The following is a 19,610-nucleotide window of genomic DNA, read 5'->3' on the forward strand; positions in this document are numbered from 1 at the left end:
TTTTAGATTGAATGTTGCATATTCAATCGATTATTTAGTTGGGCGTTTGGGGGATGAGTGGTGTCTGAATAGGGGAGCAGGTTGGCCAATGCGCCGTCAGCCAGTCTTTAAGCGGTCATACAAAGGAGACACTCTGATGGAAACACTTGACCTTAACATCGACACCATGCGCGAAGAGTTCCAGCTTCAGGAGCGCAAAAAAGCCCAAGAGAAGTGGCAAGCCCGAGTCGATGAGCTGCAACAGTTGCGGGGTGGGGAGAGACAACCGGAGGAGCAGGAAGAGTAGTGCTCGTTCCCGGGCGAAAGTTGAGGTAGCGAACGCTTTGTATCGGCTACCCGTGATCTGCCACCGATAAAAAAACCACCGACCTTTTGCAGGTAGGTGGTTTTTTTATGGATTGCGGTCGATTGGATGGCCTGACTTCCGGGCCGATCAATGGGAGCAAATCCAGGGGCGTAGGGATGCGACTAATTCGAATGGGTGACGGGCTCTTCGGAGAGCAACTCGTTGACGAGTCCAACGGCTAGATGAATATTCGACTCCATCTTGTCGCCGTCCACTGCGTTCGCTTTCCATGATTCGGGGGCTTCGGGGTGTGGCCCGGAAACCGCCACCTTGCCTTTGCCATATGAGCTGATCAACGCGGCAATATGATGGTTTTGAAAATGGGCGATAACCTTGACCTGCTCGGGGCTTGGCACCGGCGTAAATTGCGGGCCGGCCTGGTAATACATCTGGCGCTCTTCATCAAGCCAGCTGATAGGGAAGATCCTGGCGCTAAAGTCGCCGTCATAATCATCGGATGTGGCAGGAACAAGGCCCAGCGCCGGCACAAAGCCCTCGTCCTCAGACCAGCCGGTGGATGCCACAAATGCGCCCCCACAGATCCCGAGGTAGCGGCCACCGCTTAGCAAATAGGTTTTTAATGCCGAGCGCGCTTGCGGGGTAAACCCATTGAGGAGCGGCTCAACATCATCCTCAGTGCCGCCAACGATAAATACCCTGGCATTATTGAGCTCTGCAGGCAGCGCCCCGATATTGGAGAGATACCTGACCGGCAAGCCCACCTGCCTGACCACATCTGCAATCGCCTTGGTGCTATCCCCATCAGAAACCGGCCCGTTATAGATCAGCGCATACGGCTCTTGCTGCGGCTGCGCAGAGGCGGCCTCTGCCATGCATCCTGTTGTCACTAACCAAAGGCTGATAACGCTCGCAATCAGCCTGATGCCTTTTGATACATTCATCGCTGCCACTGTCCCTGTGATGTGAATCGAAGAGACTACTTATCACGATCCCGTTCTGCATGTCAGCCGCTGTTAAATGAACATTTCAAGTTAACGTGCCAACGCTGATTGGGCCTGCGTTCGACACACAACGAACGAGCCAATACAGAAGGGATAAACGACAGAAGCTCGGCCTAGGCTTAGGGGGCTCGTGTGACAGCCGTTTTCATCACTTTCTGAGTGACGCCTCTTATGGCTGATGGATAAGAATTCGAGGGGGATATCCAACAACAAAAGAAAGCGCACTTCACCTTCACTTCACCGAGCGGGGGTAGGGTAGGTTCACGTTTTCAGTTGGAGCTTTATTCTATGCCCACCATAGTTACCCACGCCGCCGTCCCTCTCTGCCTTGGACTTGGGCTTGGCAGCCGGATTATCTCGCCCCGCCTGCTGCTGGCTGGGGTTGCCATCGCCATGCTGCCCGATGCCGACGTGCTCGCTTTCAAGTTGGGGGTCGCTTATGGCCATGTTTTTGGCCATCGCGGCTTTACCCACTCCCTGCTGTTCGCCTTTGCTCTACCCACACTGGCCATGCTGTTTCACCGCCAATTTCGGGCCAGTGCCGCCACTGTCTGGTCGTTTCTGCTGGTCTCTCTGCTCTCCCACAGCCTGCTCGATTCCCTCACCACCGGCGGCAAGGGGGTTGGTTGGCTCTGGCCTTGGCGTGACGAGCGTTTCTTTGCCCCCTGGCAGGTGATCCGGGTCGCCCCCTTCAAACTGGAGGCCTACTTCACCGCCCGAGGTGAGGCGGTGATCCTCTCCGGGCTCTACTGGGTCTGGCTGCCGGGAATTGTATTGATGCTGGGGTTGATGGGGTGGCGGGTGTGGGGGCCTGATTTTATCTTAAAAATGTGAGCCCTTTTTTATGATTAAATTTTGCTGGCTGTTATAGGTTTTGTCATGTCGAAAATAAATGTTCTTATGTTATCTAAAACTGGGCTGTTATCCCTAATGCCAATTTTATTTACATGATCTTGGATGTCTATATCATCGCCAATATTTGGCTTATCGAACCACTCACCTTTGAAACTCAAAATACAGTAAGCACCATATTTAGATTTTGTAGAAGCCATATATGCTGGTAGTTGTTGAATGAGACCATGAGCTAGATCTTTAGAGTGAGCTAGTTTGAATTCCACGCAGAGCCTTACCATTCCACGATCTTTGACTGATGCGATTAAAACAAAATCGATATTACCAACGCCAGCACCATATTCTGGAATGATTTCGATATTACTTAATAGCATTTGATCAGACAACATACAGTGAATGACTGGCTGTAAGTCAACCTCTATTTTGGGTTTTCTAGATATTATTTTTTGCCCTTTGTACTCGATATTCCAAAATGATTTATATGCATTAGCTTCGCTGATTTTATCGTTGATAGATGATAAAGATGAATATACCCTGTTCCGAAACTCCTCCTCTGAATGATAGATGTCTTTATTTAAAAGACTATTCTTTCTTGCCCAGCGTAAAAGTTCGACAGGCGGGGCGACAGATTTTGTTTTTATCTCATAATGTTTGCGGGAATCTCTATTTATTCCACAGTTAAGGGTGATGCTTGAAGTTGACCAAATAACAAATGTTCGGATATCAGCAGAGAGATAAATAAACTCGTTAAGTTCTAAAACAGAAACAGTATCATTTCTTTGGAATACAATTGAATTATTTTGAAAGCTTAGGGAGAGAATGAATTCTTCATATTCTATATGGAATATTATTCCGCCATGTATGACCATGTCGCAAGAAACATCAAACATAATTGTTGCTTCTGTTCTAAATAAATCAGAAGGAATGAGTCCTCCTCGAAATGCAGGACTAATATAAACTATAGGTTCTATCATATAAATCCTTTTGACCGAAGATAAGTTGGTGACGGTGGTTGTGATTCAACCGGCTCAGGTCAGCCTTAATTACCGCCATAAAGATTATTCTTCCATCTTCTTGAGTATTGGCTATGATATGTCTTGCTCGAAAAGACAGGGTTCCTAATGTTTGTTATATTTTATCACCATTATCTTGTTTAGTTATCACAACCCTTTCATTTTTTTACTCAATTCTTCAGCATGTTTATCAGCTTTTTCAATGTCATCTTCTTCATTAATGAAGAATAGCAATCCATTGGCTAGTCGATACTCAAAAATTCCATACTCTTTTTCAACGTATGGTAGCACCCAATCCTCCACTACATTATTTTTGAAAATATAATTATCTAATCTTAAAAAGTCTAGCATATATATTTTCCAATCTTCATTTGTGAGGCGCATAGTTAATACATGGTTCTTTTCATATAGATCACTAAACATCAAATCAGGAGTGGGGGTTAAAGAAAAGAATACTAATGCATCTAAGTTTTCAAAGTGTTCTGGGTTCTTTATATAAATGCCATTCACAGGGTGGTATAAGTATGAAAACAACTCATCCATACTAGTTGCATATTGAAAAACAACGACTCCAAGATTTATAACAGCTGTCTCATAACGGAATTTTTTATTTATCTTTTTTATATTTTTAGATAACTGCCGATAGTGAGTAGAAGCCTTTAATAAAGTTAGGTTGTTATAATCTTCTCTTTCCGATAAATGATCTAGAGAAACACCGCTAAAAAAATGGCTTTACATATTTACAACCGATTTTCAAACTTGATTCTTCACGATATTCAGGTGCTGTTTCAATAGTTTTAACTTCGACAGTGACTAAAGCAGAACCATTTCCAAGCTTTAAGTCAAGAGCATACTCAAGAGTTTTATCTTTTACAAATGCTGGCGGTTCATAGTATACGCCCTTCAGTGCAACATTATCATTGTTAGTTTTTAATAAAAAACAACAAAAAAGATAATAAAGGACATTAAACTCACCAATCCCTTCTTGAAATCTATTGTGGTCATATTTTCCTGCGACTTTCCCATTTAATTTTTTAAATATCAGATCATCTACTATTACTTCACTATTAGTGAACTTCATAAAAATAGATAAAATAAGATGATAAAAATCTCCCTCAAATTTATCATCTAAGAATGGATGTTGCTTAGGGTAATTAGCTTCTTGGATTTTTTTAATAATCTTATTCTTTTCTTCTTTTAAGTACAAATCTAAACTCATTTTATACTTCTATTTAATAATATAACGGTGATAAGATGTAAGACGATACTAACTCAATAGCATAGCCTTCCGTATAACTCAGTCCTGCTCTGATAGTTACGACGAGAAAAATAAAAATATTACCATCGCGTATGTTGGGCTAAAAATCGTAGGTTGGTGCTGAACGAAGTGAAGCCCAACGTTTACCGAGAATATATCTGTAAATTTGTTTTACCGATCTACCACATTTTTTTTATCCCGATCCGGTTGGCGCAATAATGCTCGCCAGTTGGGCTTTGCTACACGCTGCGCCAACCTGTAAAAACCACGCTACCGCCCCTGAGTGACAGCTCCCAGTTCGCTGCTTTTAACCTGCGAGATAGCAACAATCGCAGCCATGGTGCGCTCCCGAGAGAGGGATTGTCGTTTGGCTATCTTAAGGGCGAGGGGAGAGGGTTGAGAAGCATGTTTTTGTGGGAATCTGTGTTGGATCAATAAATTAGTCATTAGGGCGTACGCTGAGTGAGCAACTCATTTGGCAGGGAATGCAAAGCCGCCCTCACCCCAGCCCTCTCCCGGAGGGAGAGGGGGCAAGGCGCCGAGAGCTGCAAGCGGGTGCGAGCGAGATAAAAAGAAAGGGAGCCGGTCAGGCTCCCTTTGATGCGGTGATGCAACGATGGCTGCTATGCGTAAGGTAGATACGCAGCCGGATCACTCACGGCTAATGGCATTTGACCCATGCCGCCCCTTATCTATTGGTCGCGGCCTTCATCCCTTCCACAAACTCTTTCAGACGAGTGAGCATATGTTCCGGGTTCTGGTGATGGGTCTCGATGATCTTCACCACGGCGGAGCCGGAGATGGCACCGGCGGCGCCGGCGGCGATGGCCTCACGCACCTGAGCCGGCTCGCTGATGCCAAAGCCGAGCAGGGCGGGGGGGGCGTTGAACTCGCGCAGGGTATTGATCAGCCCCTCCACCGGCATGCCGGCCTTGGTCTCGGCACCGGTGACGCCGGCGCGGCTCACCAGATAGGTGTAACCATTGCCAAGCTCCGCCACCTGTTTCAGGGTCTCGGCGTCGCCATTGGGCGGGGCGATAAAGATGCTGTCGATGCCGAACTTGTCGGCGGCCGCCTTGTAGGGGGCGCACATCTGCACCGGTACGTCGGCGACCAGCACCGAATCCACACCCGCCTGCTGGCACTTCTCGTAGAAGCCGTCAATTTTGCGCACATAGACCAGGTTGGCGTAGACCAAGAGGCCAATGGGCAGCTGCGGGTACTTGGCGCGGATGCGGCCAAGCAGCTCGAAGCAGTCGTCCGGGGTGGTGTGGCTGGCAAAGGCACGCAGGGCTGCGCCCTGAATGGTGGGGCCGTCTGCTACCGGATCGGAGAAGGGAATGCCGAGCTCGAGGGCATCGGCGCCCCCTGCGACCAGCGCATCGACGATGGCCAGCGACAATTCGGGGGTGGGGTCACCCAGCATCACGAACGGCACAAAGGCGCCCTGATTGGCCGCATCCAGACGGGAGAAGAGTTGTGCGTAACGGTTCATGACAAGGTTCCTTCTTTCTCGAAAATGTCAGCGACGGTGAAGATATCTTTGTCGCCACGGCCGGAGAGGTTGACGATGAGAACCTGCTCTTTTTCCGGTTCACTGCGGGCCATCTTGAGGGCGTGGGCCAGCGCGTGGGAGGACTCCAGCGCCGGGATGATGCCTTCGGATTTGGCCAGCTCCTGGAAGGCGTCCAGCGCCTCCTTGTCGGTCACCGAGGGGTACTCGGCGCGGCCGATGGCGGCCAGATGGGCGTGCTGCGGGCCGACGGAGGGGAAGTCGAGCCCCGCCGAGACGGAGTAGGACTCCTGAATTTGCCCCTGATTGTCCTGCATCAGGTAGGAGTGCATGCCAAAGAAGACCCCCTTGCTGCCGTGACCGAGAGGCGCACCGTGCTCGCCACTCTCGATGCCGTGACCACCTGGCTCGACGCCGATAAGGCGCACCGACGGCTCATCGATAAAGTCGGCAAACATGCCGATGGCGTTCGACCCGCCGCCGACGCAAGCGATCACCGCATCGGGCAGCCGCTCCTCCTTCTCGAAACACTGGGCTTTGGCCTCTTCGCCGATCATCTTCTGGAACTCCCGCACGATAGTGGGGAAGGGGTGTGGGCCGGCGGCGGTACCGAGCAGGTAGTGGGCCGACTCGTAGTTGGCAGCCCAGTCGCGCAGCGCCTCGTTGCAGGCATCTTTCAGGGTGCTGGAGCCGGAGTGCACCGGAATGACGGTGGCGCCCATCAGCTTCATGCGAAATACGTTCGGTTTCTGGCGCTCGCAATCCTTGGCACCCATATAGACCCGGCACTTGAGGCCGAGCAGGGCACAGGCCAGGGCAGTGGCCACGCCGTGCTGGCCAGCACCGGTCTCGGCGATGATCTCGTTCTTGCCCATCCGCTTGGCCAGCAGCGCCTGACCCAGCACCTGGTTGGTCTTGTGGGCGCCGCCGTGCAGCAGATCTTCACGCTTCAGATAGAGGCGGGTCTTGGTGCCTTTGGTCAGATTGCGAGTCAAGGTGAGCGGGGTCGGGCGACCGGCATACTCGGTCAGCAGGGACTGAAACTCGGCGATAAAGGCCGGGTCATCCTTGGCATCGACAAAGGCTTTCTCCAGCTGGAGCAGGGCCGGGATAAGGATTTGGGGTACATACATACCGCCAAATTCACCGAAAAACGGGTTGAGCAGGGTCATGGCTTCTTCCTTGTATTAGCTAAATCGAAACATCAAAAAGGGGTGCGTTACAGGTTGCGCAGTGCGCCGAAGGCGGCTGCAATCTTGTGCGCATCCTTCTGGCCCGGGGCACTCTCTACCCCGGAGTTGAAATCAAGGCCGAGGCAGCCCACTTGTGCCGCCTGCAGGGCGTTGTCGGGATTAAGGCCGCCTGCCAGCATCAGCTTGTTCTTGTCGAGCGTGGCCAGCAGGGCCCAGTCGAACGCCTGACCGGTGCCACCGCTCTGGCTGCCTACTTTGGTATCGAGAAGCAGGCGATCCGCCGGGTAGTCGAGGTCGGGTAGCGGCTCGCCGCTTGTGACTCCGATTGCTTTCCAGATCTGGCAGCCCGCTGGCAGCAGTGGGCGCAGGATCTCGATATAGGCGGCATCTTCATCGCCGTGCAGCTGCACCGCGGCGAGTCCCAGCGCATCCACCGTCTTGGCGATGGTGGCGGGCTGGGCGTTGCGAAATACCCCGACGTAGGAGAGCGGTGCGCCCGCCATCACGGCGCGGGCGGCGGGGATGTCCACATAGCGCGGGCTTTTGGCCACAAAGATAAGACCCCCGAACACCGCGCCCGCCTGATGGGCGGTGGCGGCATCCTCGGCGCGGGTCAGGCCGCACACCTTGTTCTGACCCAGTACCAGCTTACGCACAGCCGCTTCCAGATCCGGCTCGGCCATCAATGACGAGCCCACCAGAAAGCCCTTGGCGTGCTGGCGCAGATCCGCCACCTGAGCGCGGTGATTGATGCCGGACTCGCTGATCACCACCCGATCGCTCGGAATATCTTTGGCCAGCTGTTTGGTGCGGTTGAGATCGACGCTCAAGTCGCGCAGATCCCGGTTGTTGATGCCAATGACCGGCGCCCCCAACGCGATGGCGCGGGTCAGCTCCTCCTCGTTGCTCACCTCGGTGAGTACGCCAAGACCCAGCTCCTTGGCCACCGCGAACAGGGCGCGATAGCCCTCGTCGGTGAGTACCGAGAGCATCAAGAGGATGGCGTCCGCCTGATAGTGGCGGGCCAGATAGACCTGATAGGGGTCAATCATGAAATCCTTGCAGAGCACCGGCTGGCTGACGCGGCTGCGCACCCGCGGCAAAAAGGCAAAATCCCCCTGAAAGAACTTCTCGTCGGTCAGCACAGAGATGGCGGTGGCGTATTTGCCATAGATGTCGGCGATGGCCTCCGGGCTGAAGTCATCGCGGATCAAGCCCTTGGAGGGGGAAGCCTTCTTGCACTCCAGAATAAAGCGGGTGGAGCCCGCCTTGAGGGCGCCTACGAAATCCCGATCGCTGGGGGTCAGCGCGCTCTGGAAGCTCTCCAGCGGCTGGGCCAGCTTGCGGGCGGCGACCCACTCCTGCTTGGCCGCCACGATTTTGCCGAGAATGGTCTGGCTGATGGAGGCCATGTTCAGAAAAGCATGGGGGGCAATAAGGTCTGACATCTCGTTATCCTTGCGAAACTGGCTCTTGCCCTGCGGGCGTTCTGAATGACTGCTGTGCAATGTGGTGGCTGACATCATGCCTCCTGATGACCCGCTTCCTGATGGCTTAAAGTGGCGAGCCGGGCGGCGAGCTCAGCAGCCTTGCCGCTCGCCAGCACCGCCAGCACCTCGGCCGCCGCGCTCTTGAGATCGGTCGCCTTGCCCGCCATCAGCAGCAGCGGCGCCACATTGGCGGCAATGGCGGCGTTGTGGGCCGGGGTGCCACGCCCTTCCAGAATGGCGGCGGTGATGGCGCGGTTCTCTTCAGGCTCACCACCCTGAATGGCACTGACCGGGTAGGTCTCGAGGCCAAAGTCAGCCGGGGTGAGCAGAAACTCGCGGATCTCGCCGTCACGGATCTGGGCCACCTGGGTCGGGCCGTGAATGGCAATCTCGTCGAGCCCGGCGCCGTGAACCACCATACCGGTTTTCAGCCCCAGTGCCAGCAGGGTTTCTGCGATGGGGCGCACCAGCTCGGGGGCATAGACGCCCATCAGCTGATAGGTGGGGCGAGCGGGGTTGATAAGCGGCCCCAGCACATTGAACAGGGTGCGGGTCTTGAGGGCTTGGCGCACAGGCATGGCATGGCGCACCCCGGCGTGGTACTGGGGGGCGAACAGGAAGCAGATGCCGAGCTCATCGAGGCAGCGGCGCGCCTGCGCCGGGCTCATGTCGAGCTTGATGCCCATTTTGTCCAGCAGATCGCTCGAACCCGACTTGCTCGAGACCGAGCGGTTGCCGTGCTTGGCCACTTTCAGGCCGCAGGCGGCGGCGACCAGTGCCGAAGTGGTGGAGACGTTGATGGTGTTGAGGCCATCGCCACCGGTGCCGACGATGTCGCAAAACTCGTAATCCGGACGCGGGAAGTCGCGCGCTTCGGCCAGCAGCGCTTCGGCGGCGCCAGCGATCTCCTCCGGGGTCTCCCCCTTGATCTTGAGGGCAGTCAGCAGGCTTGCGAGCACGATGGGGTCCACTTCGCCACGTACCACTTGGCCGAAGGCGTCACGGGTACTTTCACGGCTCAGAGACTGACCCTGATAGAGGGTGTTGAGATGTTGATGCATGTTGGTCTCCTTACCTTAACGCACGCTGCTTTCTGGACGGGTGATATGGGCGAGCGCCTGAGTCAGCAGACGGGCCCCTTCCGAGGTCATGATGGATTCCGGGTGGAACTGGAAGCCCAGTACCCGCTCATCCTGCTGCTCGATGGCCATGGGCATGCCCTGATAGTGGGCAATCACCGTCAGCTCTTCCGGTACATAGGTGGCGACCAGCGAGTGGTAGCGGGCCACCGGCAGCGGGCTCGGCAGACCGGCGAAGGCGCCGTGGCCGTTGTGCTCAATCAGCGAACGCTTGCCGTGGACGATCTCGCCCGCGGCGCCGACGGTGCCGCCGTAGGCTTCGCAAAGGGCCTGATGACCGAGGCAGATACCGAGGATGGGCACCTGACCGCGGGCCAGTTTGATGAGGTCGATGAGGCAACCCGCTTCGTGGGGGGCGCCCGGGCCCGGCGAGAGCACCAGCACCGCATCCCCTTCGCAGGCGGCGATTTCGCTCATGATGCGGCTGGCCGGCAGGCTGTTGCGGTAGATCCGCACCGGATAGCCGAGGGAGCGGAACTGATCCACCAGGTTGTAGGTAAAGGAGTCGAAGTTATCGAGCAGGAAGATGTTAGTGGCTGTTGATCCGGTACTCATTGGCTCACGTCCTTATGTTGCTCCTGCTGGGCGCTCAGGGCTTGCAGGGAGGTGCCATGGCTGGCAGCGATGGCGGCCAGCACGGCGGCCGCCTTGGCGCGGGTTTCGTCCGCTTCGGCTTGCGGCTTGGAGTCATAGACCACCCCGGCACCGGCCTGCACGTGGGCCACGCCCTCTTTGACAAAGGCGGAGCGGATGACGATGCAGGTATCCATCTCGCCAGCGCCGTTGATGTAGCCGACCGCGCCGCCGTAGCTGCCGCGGCGCTTGCCTTCCACCATGCGAATAAGCTCACTGGCGCGGATTTTGGGGGCGCCAGTGAGGGTGCCCATGTTCATGCAGGCCTGATAGGCGTGCAGGGCGTCAAGGTCAGAGCGCAAGGTGCCCACCACCTTGGAGACCAGATGCATCACGTGGCTGTAGCGATCCACTTTCAGCAGCTCCTTGACGTAGCGGGTGCCGGGCTCCGAGATGCGGGCGATGTCGTTGCGGCCCAGATCTACCAGCATCAGGTGCTCGGCCACCTCTTTTTCGTCCTGACGCAGTTCCAGCTCGATGCGGCCATCGAGATCCCGGTTGATGCTGCCATCGGGGTTGAAGCCGCGGCGGCGGGTACCGGCGATGGGGTACATTTCAACGTCACGGCTGGTGGCGCAGAACTTCACCGCGCTCTCGGGGGAGGCGCCAAACAGGGTGAAGCCCTCATCCTGCACATAGAACATGTAGGGGCTGGGGTTGGTCTGTTTGAGGCGGCGATAGGCGGCGATGGGGCTGGGGCAGGGCAGGGAGAAGCAGCGGGACGGCACCACCTGGAAGATGTCACCCCGGCGGATAAAGCCCTTGAGCTTCTCCACCTCGGCGCAGAACTGCTTGTCGCTCTTGTCCACGCTCATGCCACCGGTCAGAGGCTGGGTGGTCAGCTCGGCGCTTAGGGGTTGTTGGCAAATCTGTTTGAAGTCGGTGAGTCGCTCGGTCAGGCGGGTGTATCTGTCTTCAACCTGGCTTTCGTCGCTATCGCCGCCAAAGATGCAGGCCAGCAGTTGAGTGGTGCGTTCGATATGGTCGATAGTGATCAGGGTTTCGGCCACATAGAAGCAGTAGTCGGGGCAGTCGTTGCTCCCCTCCGGCACGTCGGGCAGATCTTCAAAAGAGGCGATCAGGTCGTAGGCGAAGCTGCCCGCCATAAACAGGGCCTCTTTACCCAACTGGCAATCGAGCTCCCGCTGCAGGGTGCGCAGCACGTCCAGCACGCTGCCCCCCTTGAGGCGGGAATCTTCGTCCTGCTCCCGATCGGAGGCCGGGAAGTCGAGCTGCAGCTCGCCATCTACCAGCGAACGAGCCACCACCGCAGGCAGCCGCTCGGCCAGCAGGCTCTGCAACTGAGCGCCGTTGTCGTTCAGGCTGCGCACCCGCACGGTGCGGCCACGGCACTCGATGCGCAGGCAAGCATCGACCAGCAGCAGGCTCTGTTTGCCTGCCTTGGAGTCGATCTCCACCGATTCCAGCAGCAGGTTGTTGGGGCGGCCCTGACAGAGGCGGGTATAGAGCGCCAGCGGATCGGCCACATAGGGGGCGTTGAGTTTGAGGGTATCGAATTCACCCAGAGGAAGGCGATGTGTGGCTGTCATAGTGCGTTCCCTTGCGTGTGATGCGTTTTACCGATGTTCATGACTTTGAATTCCTTAGAAATTTTATTGGTCCGGGGTGGCTGGTTCAGGGGCGCCATCGCCAGGTCAGCTTGCTTGTCTGAATTCTCGGTTTCATCACAGGTCCATTTGCCGGATAATAAAAAAGCCCGCTGGGGTCAGCGGGCTTTTTCTTTGGGTTCTTAATTTGCTGTCAGATTACAGGTACAGCAACGACCACACGCCCGCATGTCAGGGAGTGTGCCACCACCAGATGGTCAGGATGGAAGTCGTTTGCATGATAAAGTCCTGTAAAAAGATGTTTGCAATGAAGTGCCTACAGAAAACGATAAAGCCGCGGCCAAGTCAAGTCGCTTTTTAGTCTTCTTTCACCGATTTGCCATGAATGGTGACCTGACCACGAGAGCGGAATAACCTGATGAGATTCGATCTTCACTGCCATACCACTGCCTCCGACGGGGTGCTGAGCCCAGCCGAACTGGTGCGCCGCGCCGCCGAAAAACAGGTCGAGGTGTTAGCAGTTACTGACCACGACACCCTCGCCGGGCTTGATGAAGTACGCCGCACCATTGATGCCGAGCAACTGCCGCTGCGACTGGTGAGCGGGGTCGAGATCTCCACCGGCTGGGAGCACCACGAGATCCATATCGTGGCACTGGGGGTGGATGAAAAAAATCAGCAGCTGACCGACTTTCTGGCTGGTCAGCTGGCCCGTCGCGAGGCGCGCGCGCAGGAAATCGGGCGTCGTCTGGAAAAGTGCCTCATCCCCGGCACCTATGAAGAGGCCAAACAGCTCGCCGGTGACGCCGCCGTGACCCGCGCCCACTTTGCCCGGGTGCTGGTGGCGCGCGGGGTGGCCGACAATATGCAGAAGGTATTCAAAAAGTACCTGAGCCGTGGCAATAAAGGCTATGCCCCGGCCGAGTGGCCCGAGATGAGCGAAGCTATCGCGGCCATTCATGCCGCCGGTGGACTGGCGGTGCTGGCTCACCCCAGCCGTTACGATCTCACCGCCAAGTGGATCAAGCGGCTGCTGGTGGCCTTCAAGGCGGTCGGTGGCGATGCCATGGAGGTCTCATTGCCCCAGCAGAGTCCGCAGGAGCGGGCCAATCTGGGCCAGTGGGCCAAGGATCACGACCTCTATATCTCGGTGGGATCGGATTTTCACTTCCCCTCCAACTGGACCGAGCTGGGCCGCCACCTCTGGCTGCCCAAAGAGGGGATGCCCGTCTGGTTGGCCTATCCCGGTCACTTCGGGCTCACCACCGAGCGACATGCCGAGCTGCTGGCGAGTCGCTAACGGCGCCAGCGAAGCGGCCACAAACAGGTTAAGGTAGTGTCATGGGTCTTTGACCCGTGACCATACGAGCGGGCAGGTATTGCTGCCCCCATTGCGAGAACGAGCTATGAGTCAGCATTTTTACGTACATCCGGAAAACCCCCAGGCCCGTCTGATCGGTCAGGCGGTACAGATCATCCAGAACGGCGGCGTGATCGTCTATCCGACAGACTCCGGTTATGCGCTGGGTTGCCAGATGGGTGACAAAGGGGCGCTGGAGCGCATCTGCCGCATCCGTCGCCTCGACGCCAACCACGACTTCACCCTGGTGTGCCGCGATCTCTCCGAGATCTCCACCTACGCCAAGGTCGACAACAGCGCGTTTCGCCTGATCAAGAACAATACCCCGGGCGCCTACACCTTCATCTTCAAGGCGACCAAAGAGGTGCCGCGCCGCCTGATGAACGAGAAGAAAAAGAGCATCGGCATCCGGGTGCCGGACAACAAGATAGCTCAGGCGCTCTTGGAAGCCCTCGGCGAGCCGCTGCTCTCCACCACACTGATCCTGCCGGACTCCGAGATGGCCGAGTTCGACCCGGAAGAGATCTTCGACAAGCTGGGCAAGCAGATCGATTTGGTGGTCAACGGCGGTTATCTGGGCGAGCAGCCCACCACTGTGGTCGATTTCTCTGACGACGAGCCGGTATTGCGTCGTCGCGGTGCCGGAGACCCGACCCCGTTTGAGTGATGTCGCTGAACCGGTGACTGTTCCTTCCGCCGAGACGGGGACTGGCGCCGTACTACCCATCGCGAAAGTCCTGGGGCAGCCCTATCACGAGCTGCCCCAGGACCTGTTCATCCCGCCCGATGCGCTGGAGGTGTTCCTCGATACCTTCGAGGGGCCGCTGGATCTGCTGCTCTATCTGATCCGGCGTCAGCAGCTCGATATCCTCAACCTGCCGATCCTGCAGATCACCGCCCAGTACATGGAGTACGTGGAGCTGATGCAGGGGCTCAACCTTGAGCTGGCGGCTGAGTATCTGCTGATGGCAGCCTGGCTCGCGGAGATCAAATCCCGCCTGCTGTTGCCCAAGGCGCCGGAGCTGGAGGATGAAGAGGAGGGAGAAGACCCGCGGGTGACCCTGATCCGCCGCCTGCAGGAGTACGAGCGCTACAAGGTAGGGGCGGAGAGGGTCAATGAGCTGCCACGGGTGGAGCGGGAAATTTATATCGCCGCTGCCTTGCCCCCCGATTTTGGCGCCCTCAAGCCACTGGCGCCCGATGTTTCGCTGGTTGAGCTCGCCCTTTACATGCAAAGTGTGGTAAAACGCGCGACTCATTTCGAACATCACCAGATCCGCCGCGAACAGATCCCGACCCGGGTGCGCATGGCGGAGATCCTCGCCATGCTGACTCTGGGGCAGACCCTGCGCCTTGAGCAGGTGCTGCGCGCCGAAGAGGGGCGCATGGGGGTGCTGGTGACGTTTCTGGCCCTGCTGGAGCTGTGCAAGGAGCAACTGATCTGGATCCTGCAGGCAGAACCACTCGGCCCAATCCATTTCGCATTGGCCGAGCAGAGCGAGGAGGGCAACCGTGGCGCTGCCCACTGAACGACTCAAGACCCTGATCGAAGCGGCGCTGTTCGTGGCCGGTCGTCCGCTCAATGTCAGCGAGCTGAAAAGCAGCGTGCTGGCCGATTATCCGGTGACCAGTCGCTATGTTCAGCTGCTGTTGGCCGAGATCAGGCAAGATTACAGCTCGCGAGGCGTCGAGCTCAAGGAGGTCGCCTCCGGCTGGCGCTTTCAGGCGCGTCAGGAGTATGCCGAAGAGCTCTCGCGGCTCTGGAGCGAGCGGGCGCCGCGCTATTCGCGCGCCGTGATGGAGACGCTGACCCTGATTGCCTATCGCCAACCCATCACCCGGGCCGAGATCGAAGCGATCCGCGGGGTGGCGGTGTCGAGCCAGATAGTGAATACCCTGAAAGAGCGTGGCTGGGTGCGCAGCATAGGCCACAAAGAGGTAGCCGGTCGCCCCGAGCTGCTCGCCACCACCAGAGAGTTTCTGGATTACTTTAATCTGCAGAGTCTGGAGCAGCTCCCCGAGCTGGATCCTGAGCTGCAACCCCTGTTGCCCTCTGCGGTGGACGGGGAGAACGATGCCCGGTGAATGGCGCCCAAGCGTGCCGATGTCACCGAGATATACATTTTTCAACTGTGGCGAGTGCTCCAACCGGCGTTTGTTACAGTTAACCCCGTTGCCCCTTTTACCAGTGGGCAGCGATCAACAATCAGGTAACCCCGATGAGTGAAAAACTGCAAAAAGTGTTGGCCCGCGCGGGTCACGGCTCCCGTCGTGAGATGGAGGCCCTGATCACCGCAGGTCGGGTCAGTGTGGATGGCAAGGTCGCCACACTGGGGGATCGCGTCGAAGTGAACGCCGTGATCCGGGTGGATGGTCACCAGGTCAAGACCCGTGCCGCAGAGGAAGTGATCTGCCGCGTACTGGCTTACCACAAGCCGGAAGGGGAGATGTGTACCCGTCACGATCCGGAAGGTCGTCCCACCGTGTTTGATCGTCTGCCCAAGATGGAAGGGGCCCGCTGGATCGCGGTCGGCCGCCTCGACGTCAACACCTCCGGTCTGTTGCTGTTCACCACCGATGGTGAGCTGGCCAACCGTCTGATGCACCCGAGCCACGAAGTGGAGCGGGAATACGCGGTACGTGTCTTTGGCGAGATCACCGAAGCCATGCTGCAGCGTCTGCGCAAGGGCGTGCAGCTGGAAGATGGCACCGCCAAGTTCAACAAGATCAAACCGGCTGGCGGTGAGGGTCTGAACCAGTGGTTCAACGTCACCCTGACCGAAGGACGCAACCGTGAAGTGCGCCGCCTGTGGGAATCCCAGGAAGTGCAGGTGAGCCGCCTGATGCGTATCCGCTACGGCGACGTCAAGCTGGATCGCGGCATCCCGCGCGGCGGCTGGCAAGAGCTTAAACTGCCGGAAGTGAACTACCTGCGCGGTCTGGTCAACCTGCCGCCGGAGACCGAATCCAAGGTCGATCTGCAGCAAGATGGCAAAACCAGCCGCCACAAGCAGGCCGCCCAGATCCGTCGCGCCGTGCAGCGTCACAAAGAGATGCAGGGCAAAGAGCCCCGCGCTCGCGCCACCACCGCCCGTCGCAAGCCGCAAGCCTCTACCCGCAACTCCGGCACCGGCAGCAAGTAAGCCGATAACCCGTTGCGAACTGCGTGCCGTCAAATAGCGCACAGTCGGCCAAGCAAAGGTCCGCACCAACAGGTGCGGGCCTTTTTTGTCAGCGCGTTGCCTGGCGGCAATATTATTGGACCTGTGCCACCGCTTCACGAGTGAGTCGGCCGATCTCTTCCCACTGTTTCTCTGCGATCAGTTTCTTGTCGACCATCCAGGAACCACCACACGCAATGACCCGCGGGATCGCCAGGTATTCATTGATATTGTGAGTCGAGATCCCGCCGGTGGGCATCAGCGTGATCTGGGTATAAGGTGCCAGCAGCGCCTTGATCATCGCGCTACCACCCGATGCTTCGGCCGGGAAGAACTTCAGGGTCGTCAGCCCCATCTCCAGCGCCGCTTCAATGGTGCTGGGGTTATTGACCCCAGGGATGATGGGGATGTCGAGCTCCTGACAGGCCTTGACCGTATTGGGGTTAAAACCGGGGGAGACGATAAAGGTAGCGCCCGCCTCTTTGGCTGCGCTCACCTGCTCGCGGTTGAGCACGGTGCCTGCGCCAATCAGCATCTCTGGATATGCCTTGCGCAGCAAACGGATAGCTTCGACAGCCGCGGCGGAGCGGAAGGTGATCTCGGCAACCGGCAGCCCGTTATTGGCCAAGGCTGCCCCCAGTGGAATGATATCTTCAGCCTGCTCGATGGCGATCACCGGGATCACTTTCAGCGCCTGCAGTTGTTCAGTAATGGATGACATTCAGTTGACCTCGTTTAGTGTGATGCTGGTTTGATGAAGCTGTCGGTGACACTGCGGGTGGCACTTTCCGCAATAATTGCCCCCTTGTGCTGGATGACGATCCCCGCCAGTCGGTGGCCCATGCGGGCACACTCGTCGATCGCCCGTCCTTGCAGGTAGCCAGCCAGAAAACCGGCATTGAAGGAGTCACCGGCCGAGGTGGTATCCACCACCTTGCTGACCGCTTGGGTAGGGATAGTGATGGCAGGTTCCCCGGTTTGCAGGGCCTGGTAACAGCAGCCAGCCGCCCCCTGTTTGACCACCGCCTGCTGCACCCCGGCCGCCTTGAGGCGCTGCAGGGTCCGGGTCACATCCTCGTCCCCCCACAGGGCCTGCTCATCGTCGTCGGTGACCAGGGCCAGCGCGGTGATGGCCAGCAGTTGCTGGTAACAGGCCCGGGCGTCGGCCGGACTCTGCCACAGGGCGGGGCGATAGTTGCTGTCAAAGATGATCGCTACGCCCGCCCGGTGCAGTTCAGCCAGCCACAGCAGCAGCGCCTGCCGATCTGCCGCGGGCAGGATCGCCAGCGAAATACCGCTGAGATAGAGCGCATCCACGTCGCTGACGACCTGCTTGAGCTGTGGCAACTGCGGATGCTGCATCAGGTAACGGGCAGCTGAATCGTTGCGCCAGTAGAGAAAGGTGCGCTCGCCGTGCTCATCAAGCTGGATAAGATAGAGGCCGGGATGGCGCTGTTGGTCGATGAGCACCGCGCTGGTGTCGATCCCGGCCTGTTGCCAGCGCAGGATGATTTGCTGGCTGAGAGGATCCTGGCCCATGGCGGTCAGATAACTCACCTGAATATCGGTGGGTTGGGAGGCACGCGCGAGATAGATGGCGGTATTGAGGGTATCGCCCCCGAATGATTGCTGCATGTCGCCAAAAGGCGTGCCATTGAGCTCAATCATGCACTCCCCGAGCAGGGCAATCCGTTTCATCCCCGGGCTCCTGGCAGCTGAAAGTAGCGGGTTGCATTGTGATAGCAGATATCCTGGATCATTTTCCCGGACAGCTGCAGGTCATTGGGGATTTCGCCCTGCTCAATCCAGCGCCCCACCATGTCGCACAAAATGCGGCGGAAATATTCGTGGCGAGTGTAGGAGAGGAAGCTGCGGGAGTCGGTCAACATGCCGACAAACTGGCTGAGCAGGCCTAGTTGAGAGAGCTGCTCCAGCTGGCGCTGCATACCATCTTTCTGATCGTTGAACCACCAGCCTGAGCCGAACTGGATCTTGCCTGCAATGCCTCCCCCCTGGAAGTTGCCCGCCATGGTTGCCAGCACCTCGTTATCACGAGGGTTAAGGCAATAGAGGATGGTCTTGGGCAGCTCATCGGTTTGATCCATCTCATCCAGCAGATGAGCAAGCTCCCAGGCAAACGGCTTGTCTCCGATAGAATCAAAGCCACAGTCTGCGCCAAGCAGAGTGAACATGCGGCTGTTGTTATTACGTTGAGCGCCCAGATGCAACTGCATCACCCAGCCTCGCTTGGCGTATTGACGGCCGAGCCATACCTGAACGGCAGTGGAGAAGGCTGCAATCTGCGATTCGTCCAGCACCTCTCCGGCCAGTCGGCGCTGGAGCAGTTGAGTCAGGGTCGCATCGGAGGGAACTGGTGCATAACGCACCACTTCGATACCGTGATCCGCTGCCCGGCAACCATGTCGGGCGAAGTGTTCAAGGCGCCGTTCCAGCGCAGTCAGCAAGTCGGCAAAGGTAGTAATGTCGACATCGGCGGCGGCACCCAATGTCCCAATGTAGTCAGCAAAACCGGCTTGCTCGATCTTGAATACCTTGTCGGGGCGCCAGCTGGGGAGCACCTCGATAGCAAAACCGGGGTCCTCGGCAATCTGGCGATGATAGATAAGTGAATCCACCGGATCATCTGTGGTACCGACCATGCGGACATTCATCTGCTGCATCAACCCGCGGGCGGAGAAGGCCGGGGTGGCGAGCAGTTCGTTGCAGTGATCCCATACCTTGTCGGCGGTGTTTGGCGCCAGGGTGATACCCTCCAGACCGAAGGGGCGGCGCAGTTCTAGATGGGTCCAGTGATAGAGAGGGTTACCCAGCGTTTGCGGGACTGTCTGTGCCCACGCATTGAACTTGTCACGACTGCTGCTGTTTTTGCCGGTGATCAGAGCCTCAGGGATACCGGCGCTGCGCATGGCTCGCCATTTGTAATGGTCCCCCTCCAGCCAGATCTGGCCCAGATCATCGAATCGGCGATCTTCCGCTATCTCTTGTGGATTGAGATGGCAGTGGTAGTCATAGATAGGCATATCAGCGGCATAGTCATGGTAGAGATGACGTGCCGCATCGCTGTTCAACAGAAAATCCTTACACAGGAAAGACTTCATATT

General features: G+C 57.1%; 20 protein-coding genes. 7 read left to right on the forward strand and 13 right to left on the reverse strand.

The features are described from left to right. The first annotated feature begins 136 nt into the window (after positions 1-136). Positions 137-286, forward strand: a complete 150-nt coding sequence (locus tag I6L44_RS02465; RefSeq protein WP_005347375.1) for a hypothetical protein — start codon at positions 137-139, stop codon at positions 284-286. A 182-nt stretch (positions 287-468) separates the two neighbouring features. Here the strand turns inward: I6L44_RS02465 and I6L44_RS02470 are convergent, their stop codons facing one another. Then, the gene (locus tag I6L44_RS02470; RefSeq protein ID WP_216953193.1) at positions 469-1,248 is read right to left on the reverse strand and encodes a BPL-N domain-containing protein; all 780 of its coding nucleotides are present in this window, start codon (positions 1,246-1,248) and stop codon (positions 469-471) included. Between the two features lie 348 nt (positions 1,249-1,596). Here I6L44_RS02470 and I6L44_RS02475 point away from each other — a divergent pair, with 348 nt between their 5' ends. Further along, positions 1,597-2,142, forward strand: coding sequence for a metal-dependent hydrolase (locus tag I6L44_RS02475; RefSeq protein WP_216953194.1), 546 nt, complete (start codon positions 1,597-1,599; stop codon positions 2,140-2,142). A gap of 14 nt (positions 2,143-2,156) precedes the next feature. On the opposite strand, the gene I6L44_RS02480 is transcribed toward I6L44_RS02475, so the two are convergent. From I6L44_RS02480 to I6L44_RS02520, 9 genes are all read right to left on the reverse strand, one after another. After that, the gene (locus I6L44_RS02480; protein ID WP_167564779.1) at positions 2,157-3,134 is read right to left on the reverse strand and encodes a hypothetical protein; all 978 of its coding nucleotides are present in this window, start codon (positions 3,132-3,134) and stop codon (positions 2,157-2,159) included. Between the two features lie 186 nt (positions 3,135-3,320). After that, positions 3,321-3,716, reverse strand: coding sequence for a hypothetical protein (locus tag I6L44_RS02485; protein ID WP_216953195.1), 396 nt, complete (start codon positions 3,714-3,716; stop codon positions 3,321-3,323). Between the two features lie 175 nt (positions 3,717-3,891). Continuing rightward, positions 3,892-4,392 (reverse strand): hypothetical protein, encoded by a 501-nt coding sequence (locus tag I6L44_RS02490; protein WP_216953196.1) that lies wholly within the window; start codon positions 4,390-4,392, stop codon positions 3,892-3,894. 727 nt (positions 4,393-5,119) lie between these two features. Further along, positions 5,120-5,926: a tryptophan synthase subunit alpha gene (gene trpA, locus I6L44_RS02495; RefSeq protein WP_042032437.1), complete on the reverse strand. Its 807-nt coding sequence runs from the start codon at positions 5,924-5,926 to the stop codon at positions 5,120-5,122. After that, entirely contained in the window at positions 5,923-7,116 is a 1,194-nt protein-coding gene (gene trpB, locus I6L44_RS02500; protein WP_005338139.1) for a tryptophan synthase subunit beta, read from the reverse strand. The genes trpA and trpB overlap by 4 nt, the downstream gene beginning before the upstream one ends. Positions 7,117-7,163: 47 nt before the next feature. After that, the gene (trpCF, locus tag I6L44_RS02505; RefSeq protein WP_216953197.1) at positions 7,164-8,660 is read right to left on the reverse strand and encodes a bifunctional indole-3-glycerol-phosphate synthase TrpC/phosphoribosylanthranilate isomerase TrpF; all 1,497 of its coding nucleotides are present in this window, start codon (positions 8,658-8,660) and stop codon (positions 7,164-7,166) included. Continuing rightward, positions 8,660-9,688 (reverse strand): anthranilate phosphoribosyltransferase, encoded by a 1,029-nt coding sequence (gene trpD, locus I6L44_RS02510; RefSeq protein ID WP_159158454.1) that lies wholly within the window; start codon positions 9,686-9,688, stop codon positions 8,660-8,662. The genes trpCF and trpD overlap by 1 nt, the downstream gene beginning before the upstream one ends. 15 nt (positions 9,689-9,703) lie before the next feature. Continuing rightward, positions 9,704-10,321: an aminodeoxychorismate/anthranilate synthase component II gene (locus I6L44_RS02515; RefSeq protein WP_013723977.1), complete on the reverse strand. Its 618-nt coding sequence runs from the start codon at positions 10,319-10,321 to the stop codon at positions 9,704-9,706. Further along, positions 10,318-11,949, reverse strand: coding sequence for an anthranilate synthase component 1 (locus I6L44_RS02520; protein WP_216953198.1), 1,632 nt, complete (start codon positions 11,947-11,949; stop codon positions 10,318-10,320). The genes I6L44_RS02515 and I6L44_RS02520 overlap by 4 nt, the downstream gene beginning before the upstream one ends. A gap of 436 nt (positions 11,950-12,385) precedes the next feature. Between I6L44_RS02520 and I6L44_RS02525 the strand changes: the two genes are divergently transcribed. The 5 genes from I6L44_RS02525 to rluB all read left to right on the forward strand — a co-directional run bounded on the left by I6L44_RS02525 (position 12,386) and on the right by rluB (position 16,470). Continuing rightward, the gene (locus I6L44_RS02525) at positions 12,386-13,267 is read left to right on the forward strand and encodes a PHP domain-containing protein (RefSeq protein WP_216953199.1); all 882 of its coding nucleotides are present in this window, start codon (positions 12,386-12,388) and stop codon (positions 13,265-13,267) included. Between the two features lie 106 nt (positions 13,268-13,373). Then, a complete protein-coding gene (locus tag I6L44_RS02530; protein ID WP_005338129.1) occupies positions 13,374-13,994 on the forward strand; it encodes an L-threonylcarbamoyladenylate synthase in 621 nt (206 codons plus the stop codon). After that, positions 13,987-14,856, forward strand: coding sequence for a ScpA family protein (locus I6L44_RS02535; RefSeq protein WP_185716070.1), 870 nt, complete (start codon positions 13,987-13,989; stop codon positions 14,854-14,856). Before I6L44_RS02530 ends, I6L44_RS02535 begins: the two co-directional genes overlap by 8 nt. Continuing rightward, positions 14,840-15,412: an SMC-Scp complex subunit ScpB gene (gene scpB, locus I6L44_RS02540; RefSeq protein ID WP_005338125.1), complete on the forward strand. Its 573-nt coding sequence runs from the start codon at positions 14,840-14,842 to the stop codon at positions 15,410-15,412. The genes I6L44_RS02535 and scpB overlap by 17 nt, the downstream gene beginning before the upstream one ends. A gap of 134 nt (positions 15,413-15,546) precedes the next feature. Next, a complete protein-coding gene (gene rluB, locus I6L44_RS02545; protein WP_005347347.1) occupies positions 15,547-16,470 on the forward strand; it encodes a 23S rRNA pseudouridine(2605) synthase RluB in 924 nt (307 codons plus the stop codon). A gap of 112 nt (positions 16,471-16,582) precedes the next feature. On the opposite strand, the gene I6L44_RS02550 is transcribed toward rluB, so the two are convergent. Genes I6L44_RS02550 through uxaC form a run of 3 tightly spaced genes read right to left on the reverse strand, consistent with a single transcriptional unit; the run spans position 16,583 to position 19,607 of the window. Further along, a complete protein-coding gene (locus I6L44_RS02550) occupies positions 16,583-17,209 on the reverse strand; it encodes a bifunctional 4-hydroxy-2-oxoglutarate aldolase/2-dehydro-3-deoxy-phosphogluconate aldolase (RefSeq protein WP_216953200.1) in 627 nt (208 codons plus the stop codon). Between the two features lie 14 nt (positions 17,210-17,223). Beyond that, positions 17,224-18,186, reverse strand: coding sequence for a sugar kinase (locus I6L44_RS02555; RefSeq protein WP_216953201.1), 963 nt, complete (start codon positions 18,184-18,186; stop codon positions 17,224-17,226). After that, the gene (uxaC, locus tag I6L44_RS02560) at positions 18,183-19,607 is read right to left on the reverse strand and encodes a glucuronate isomerase (RefSeq protein ID WP_216953202.1); all 1,425 of its coding nucleotides are present in this window, start codon (positions 19,605-19,607) and stop codon (positions 18,183-18,185) included. Before uxaC ends, I6L44_RS02555 begins: the two co-directional genes overlap by 4 nt. Positions 19,608-19,610: the final 3 nt, after the last annotated feature.

The organism is Aeromonas sp. FDAARGOS 1414 (genome assembly GCF_019047065.1).
Classification (GTDB): Bacteria; Pseudomonadota; Gammaproteobacteria; order Enterobacterales; family Aeromonadaceae; genus Aeromonas; species Aeromonas veronii_A.